This window comes from Streptomyces tricolor (assembly GCF_002155905.1).
Classification (GTDB): domain Bacteria; phylum Actinomycetota; class Actinomycetes; order Streptomycetales; family Streptomycetaceae; genus Streptomyces; species Streptomyces tricolor.
In genome coordinates this window covers 1-5,032 of the sequence record NZ_MUMF01000563.1, presented here as the reverse complement: position 1 = coordinate 5,032, position 5,032 = coordinate 1, and the positions used below count along the sequence as shown (strand labels likewise).

Genomic DNA, 5,032 nt, shown 5'->3' with positions numbered 1-5,032 from the left:
CTGCCGCCCGGCCGCCCGCGACGCCCGTACCGTCGTCAGCCCGCTCAGCCCGCGCGCGTGATCCACACGCGGCTCCCGCGCCAGCCCGGAGTCGACCACCACCCGCACCCCGGGCACCGTCAGCGACGACTCGGCCACCGACGTCGCCAGCACCACCCGGCGCCGCACCCCGGGCGCCNNGGCGCCCGCCCGTGCACCTGGAGCACCTCCACGTCACCGAGGTCGCCCAGCAGACCCGCCACGCGCGCGATCTCCCCCACACCGGGCAGGAAGCACAGCACGTCCCCGTCCCGCTCGGCCAGCGCCCGCCGCACCACCGACGCCACGTGGGCCAGCAGCGCCGGATCCACCCGCATCCCGTGCGGCGGCCGTACCGGACGCGCCGGCGGCGCCCACACCGTCTCCACCGGATGGGCCGCACCCGCCGCCTCGACCACCGGCGCTCCGCCGAGCAGCCGCGCCCACCCCTCGGCGTCCGTGGTCGCCGACGCGGCCACCAGCCGCAGCTCCGGCCGCAGCGCCTGCCGGACGTCCCACAGGAACGCGGCCACCGTGTCGGCGTCCAGATGCCGCTCGTGGCACTCGTCCAGCACGACCACGTCCACCCCGGCCAGTTCCTGGTCGCGCTGGAGCCGTTGCAGCAGGACACCGGTGGTCACGACCTCCACGCGCGTGTGCCGCCCCACCGTCCGCTCGCCGCGCACCGTGAAGCCGACGCTCTCGCCGGGCCGCTCGCCCAGCAGCCACGCCATGCGCCGGGCCGCCGCGCGCGCCGCGATCCGCCGCGGCTCGGCCACCACGACCCGCCGCGCGGGACCGCCGCCCACCAGCCCCGCGAGCACGAGCGGCACCAGCGTGGTCTTGCCGGTGCCGGGCGGCGCCACGAGGACGGCGGTGCCGTCACCCTCCAGGGCGTCGGTCAGGGCGGGCAGGGCGGAGCGCACGGGCAGCGCGTCCAGAGCGTCGTAACGGATCACGCCCCCAGTGTCGTACGACGGCGGAAGCCGCCCCCACGCGCGTGCGCGCACCCGAAAGGAACGCGTGCCCGCGCGCGCGTGCGCGCACCCGGAAGAAGCTCGGGAGGGAAGAGGCGAAGGAGCTAGTCCCGCTCGCAGACGAAGATCGCCGTGCCCGGGATCAGGTTCCCGCGCAGCGGCGACCAGCCGCCCCACTCCGCGGTGTTCCAGGCCGGCCACTCCGGCTCCACCAGGTCCACCAGCCGGAAACCGGAGGCCACGATGTCCCGCACCCGGTCGCCGAGCGTCCGGTGGTGCTCCACGTAGACCGCGCGGCCCCGCTCGTCCTGCTCGACGTAGGGCGTGCGGTCGAAGTACGACGAGGACACCGACAGGCCCTCCGGGCCCGGCTCGTCCGGGAACGCCCAGCGGATCGGATGCGTCACCGAGAACACGAACCGGCCGCCCGGCCGGAGCACCCGGCGCACCTCGCGCAGCACCAGCCGCGGGTCGGCCACGAACGGCAGCGCCCCGTACGCCGAGCACGCCAGGTCGAAGGAGCCGTCCGCGAAGGGCAGCGCGCCGGCGTCCGCGCAGACCAGCGGAAACGATCCGCCGATCCGCAGCGCGTGCTGCAGCTGGCGGTGCGAGAGGTCCAGCGCCACCGGCCGCGCGCCCTGGGCGGCCAGCCAGCGCGCGCACTGCGCCGCGCCCGCGCCGATCTCCAGGACGGCCCTGCCCTTCAGCTCCTCCGGCGGGCCGAGCAGTCCGGCCTCCGCCTCGTCCAGGCCCTCCGGACCCCACACGAAGCGGTCGTCGCCGAGGAACGTGCCGTGCTCGATCTGGTACTCGTCCGCGTTGCGGTCCCACCAGCCCCGGTTCGCCCGCGAACTCTCCGTGACGCCCGCGTCGCGCCGGGTGGCCTCCGGCTCGAACCCTTCGGACCAATCCGGGTCGTACGCTTCCCGCTCTTGGATGATCGGCTCCCTCGTCGTACTCTTCCGTCCAGCCCGCCGAGGGTCCGTCCGGAAGGGGATCCCGTGGGTCTGCTTGGCCCGTTGGGACGTTTCTTCTGCCGGGTATCGGGCGATCCGCCCCGGGTGTGCGCCTTCGCGCATTGACCCTGTCCGGCTGCCCCCGTATGCTACAAGTTGCGCTGCGGGCCTGCGCACCTCAGACGTAGCAGGCTGCGCTCGCATCTGTTGTATGTCCCCTCGGTTGTCGAGGCGCCACCGGGCACCCGGTGCTCAATGTGGCGCTTCCTTGGCTGTCCGGCTTCTGCAGAGCGAAACGGGCTCCCGGCGTAAGCAGTACCTACGACTTCAATGTCCGTACCGGAGCCCTTTCCCACATGACGAGCAGCACCGAGACCACCGCCACCACCCCGCAGGTAGCGGTCAACGACATCGGTAACGAGGAAGCCTTCCTCGCAGCGATCGACGAGACGATCAAGTACTTCAACGACGGCGACATCGTCGACGGCGTCATCGTGAAGGTCGACCGGGACGAGGTCCTGCTCGACATCGGTTACAAGACCGAAGGTGTCATCCCGAGCCGCGAGCTCTCGATCAAGCACGACGTCGACCCGAACGAGGTCGTCGCCGTCGGCGACGAGATCGAGGCCCTGGTTCTCCAGAAGGAGGACAAGGAAGGCCGCCTGATCCTCTCGAAGAAGCGCGCCCAGTACGAGCGTGCCTGGGGCACCATCGAGAAGATCAAGGAAGAGGACGGCATCGTCACCGGTACCGTCATCGAGGTCGTCAAGGGTGGTCTCATCCTCGACATCGGCCTGCGTGGCTTCCTGCCGGCCTCCCTGGTCGAGATGCGCCGTGTCCGCGACCTCCAGCCGTACGTCGGCAAGGAGCTCGAGGCCAAGATCATCGAGCTGGACAAGAACCGCAACAACGTGGTCCTGTCCCGTCGTGCCTGGCTGGAGCAGACCCAGTCCGAGGTCCGCCAGACGTTCCTCACGACCCTCCAGAAGGGTCAGGTCCGTTCCGGTGTGGTCTCCTCGATCGTCAACTTCGGTGCCTTCGTGGACCTGGGTGGCGTCGACGGTCTGGTCCACGTCTCCGAGCTGTCCTGGAAGCACATCGACCACCCCTCCGAGGTTGTCGAGGTCGGCCAGGAGGTCACCGTCGAGGTCCTCGACGTCGACATGGACCGCGAGCGCGTCTCCCTGTCGCTGAAGGCGACCCAGGAAGACCCGTGGCAGCAGTTCGCCCGCACCCACCAGATCGGCCAGGTCGTGCCCGGTAAGGTCACGAAGCTGGTGCCGTTCGGTGCGTTCGTCCGCGTGGACGAGGGCATCGAGGGCCTGGTCCACATCTCCGAGCTGGCCGAGCGCCACGTGGAGATCCCGGAGCAGGTCGTCCAGGTCAACGACGAGATCTTCGTCAAGGTCATCGACATCGACCTCGAGCGTCGTCGCATCAGCCTCTCGCTGAAGCAGGCCAACGAGTCCTTCGGTGCCGACCCGACGGCGGTCGAGTTCGACCCGACCCTGTACGGCATGGCCGCGTCCTACGACGACCAGGGCAACTACATCTACCCCGAGGGCTTCGACCCGGAGACCAACGACTGGCTGCCGGGCTACGAGAAGCAGCGCGAGGAGTGGGAGCGCCAGTACGCCGAGGCGCAGGCCCGCTTCGAGCAGCACCAGCAGCAGGTCATCAAGTCCCGCGAGGCCGACGCCGCTGCCGCGGCCGAGGGCGGCGAGGCTGCGGCTCCGGCCGCGACCGGCGGTTCGTACTCCTCCGAGGGCGCGGACACCTCCGGTGCGCTGGCCTCGGACGAGGCGCTGGCCGCGCTGCGCGAGAAGCTGGCCGGCGGCCAGAGCTGATCGCTAGCCGCTGGGCTTAGCCGATAGTCGGCTGAGGGGCCGTACCTTCCGGGGTACGGCCCCTCGGTGTGTTCGGGGGTGCGTTCGGGGCGGGTCGTCTTTTCGCCGCGGGTCCGTCGCGGCTCGTCGCGCGGTTCCCCGCGCCCCTCAGGGCGTCACCTGGACGTTGGTCAGTCCGTTGCCGCCGGTCACCGTGTTGGTGCCGTAGACCGTGGTCGTACAGCCGGCGCTGTAGTGGGTGACGTTGATCGCCAGGCGGGTCGAGCCGGTCGCGCCCGTCAAAGTCGACTTGTTGCCCTTGAAGACCGTGCCGCAGCCCCAGCCGGGCTGCTGGCTGTGCGTCTGGTAGCCGTCGTTGCTGGTGGCGGTGCCGGTGTTGTCCTGGACGAGGACATTGTTGCCCTTCACGTCGACCCAGGAGTCGTCGTAGTGGGCGCCGGTCAGGCCGCTGCCGTCGAAGGTGTTGCCGATGATCCGCGCGCCGGTCGTGCCCTCCTTGATGTCGATGTTCTCGCCGCCCACGTCGGGCCCGATGGTGTTGTGCAGGATCTGGACGCGGTCGCTCCGGTCGGACAGCGTGTTCGCGGTGCCCACGTACACGCCCTCGCCCATCCCGCGGCCGTCGTTCCCGGTGTCGTAGATCGTTGAGTTCCTGATCACGCCGTCCGTGCTGGAGTTGCGGAAGTGCACGCCCTCCATGTCCAGGCCGTGCACCGTGACGCCGTCCACCACGACCCCCTTGGCCGCGTCGATCATGATGCCCTTCTGGCCGCCGGTCACGGTCAGGCCGGCGACCGTCCAGTGCGAGGCACCGTTCAGGTGGAGGCCGTAGCCGCCGCCGGCGGTGAGTACGGCCCTGGGGGGGCCGGTGAGGGTGATGCGGGCGGACGCCGTGGCCGGCGTGGTCGCCTTGAAGTTCCCGGTATAGGTGCCGTCCGCCAGATGGATCGTGTCGCCGGGCCTCGCGGCGCCGAGCGCGGTCTTCAGCTGGGCCGCGGTCGTCACCTCGACCGTGGCGGCGGCCGAGGCCGGGCCGGTGGCGGTCAGGAGCAGGCCGCCGGCGGCGAGGGCGGGGGTGAGCGCGGTGGCGAGCAGGCGTCTGATCATGCGGGGCCTCCCGGTGGGGGTGCGGTGAGGTGACGTAGGCATGACAGTGCGCGTGGTCCAGATATCACGTCAATAGGTCTGGACCATTCTGCAGTAGCGTAACAGTGTTGGACTGACAGATATTGAA

At 70.8% G+C, this 5,032-nt stretch carries 3 protein-coding genes and 1 pseudogene; 1 reads left to right on the top strand and 3 read right to left on the bottom strand.

Going from position 1 to position 5,032, the window contains the following annotated elements; genetic code table 11:
* Positions 1–977, bottom strand: a pseudogene (locus CCN44_RS33615) (DEAD/DEAH box helicase); the annotation flags it as partial.
* Between the two features lie 122 nt (positions 978–1,099).
* A complete protein-coding gene (locus tag CCN44_RS33610) occupies positions 1,100–2,074 on the bottom strand; it encodes a class I SAM-dependent methyltransferase (RefSeq protein WP_237482832.1) in 975 nt (324 codons plus the stop codon).
* Positions 2,075–2,307: 233 nt separating this feature from the next.
* On the opposite strand from CCN44_RS33610, the gene rpsA reads away from it, so the two are divergent.
* Positions 2,308–3,798 carry a 30S ribosomal protein S1 gene (gene rpsA, locus CCN44_RS33605; RefSeq protein ID WP_030642226.1) on the top strand — a complete coding sequence of 497 codons (1,491 nt, stop codon included), beginning with the start codon at positions 2,308–2,310 and terminating at the stop codon, positions 3,796–3,798.
* Positions 3,799–3,945: 147 nt separating this feature from the next.
* Here rpsA and CCN44_RS33600 read toward each other — a convergent pair whose 3' ends face one another.
* Positions 3,946–4,905, bottom strand: a complete 960-nt coding sequence (locus CCN44_RS33600) for a right-handed parallel beta-helix repeat-containing protein (RefSeq protein WP_086702074.1) — start codon at positions 4,903–4,905, stop codon at positions 3,946–3,948.
* Positions 4,906–5,032: the final 127 nt, after the last annotated feature.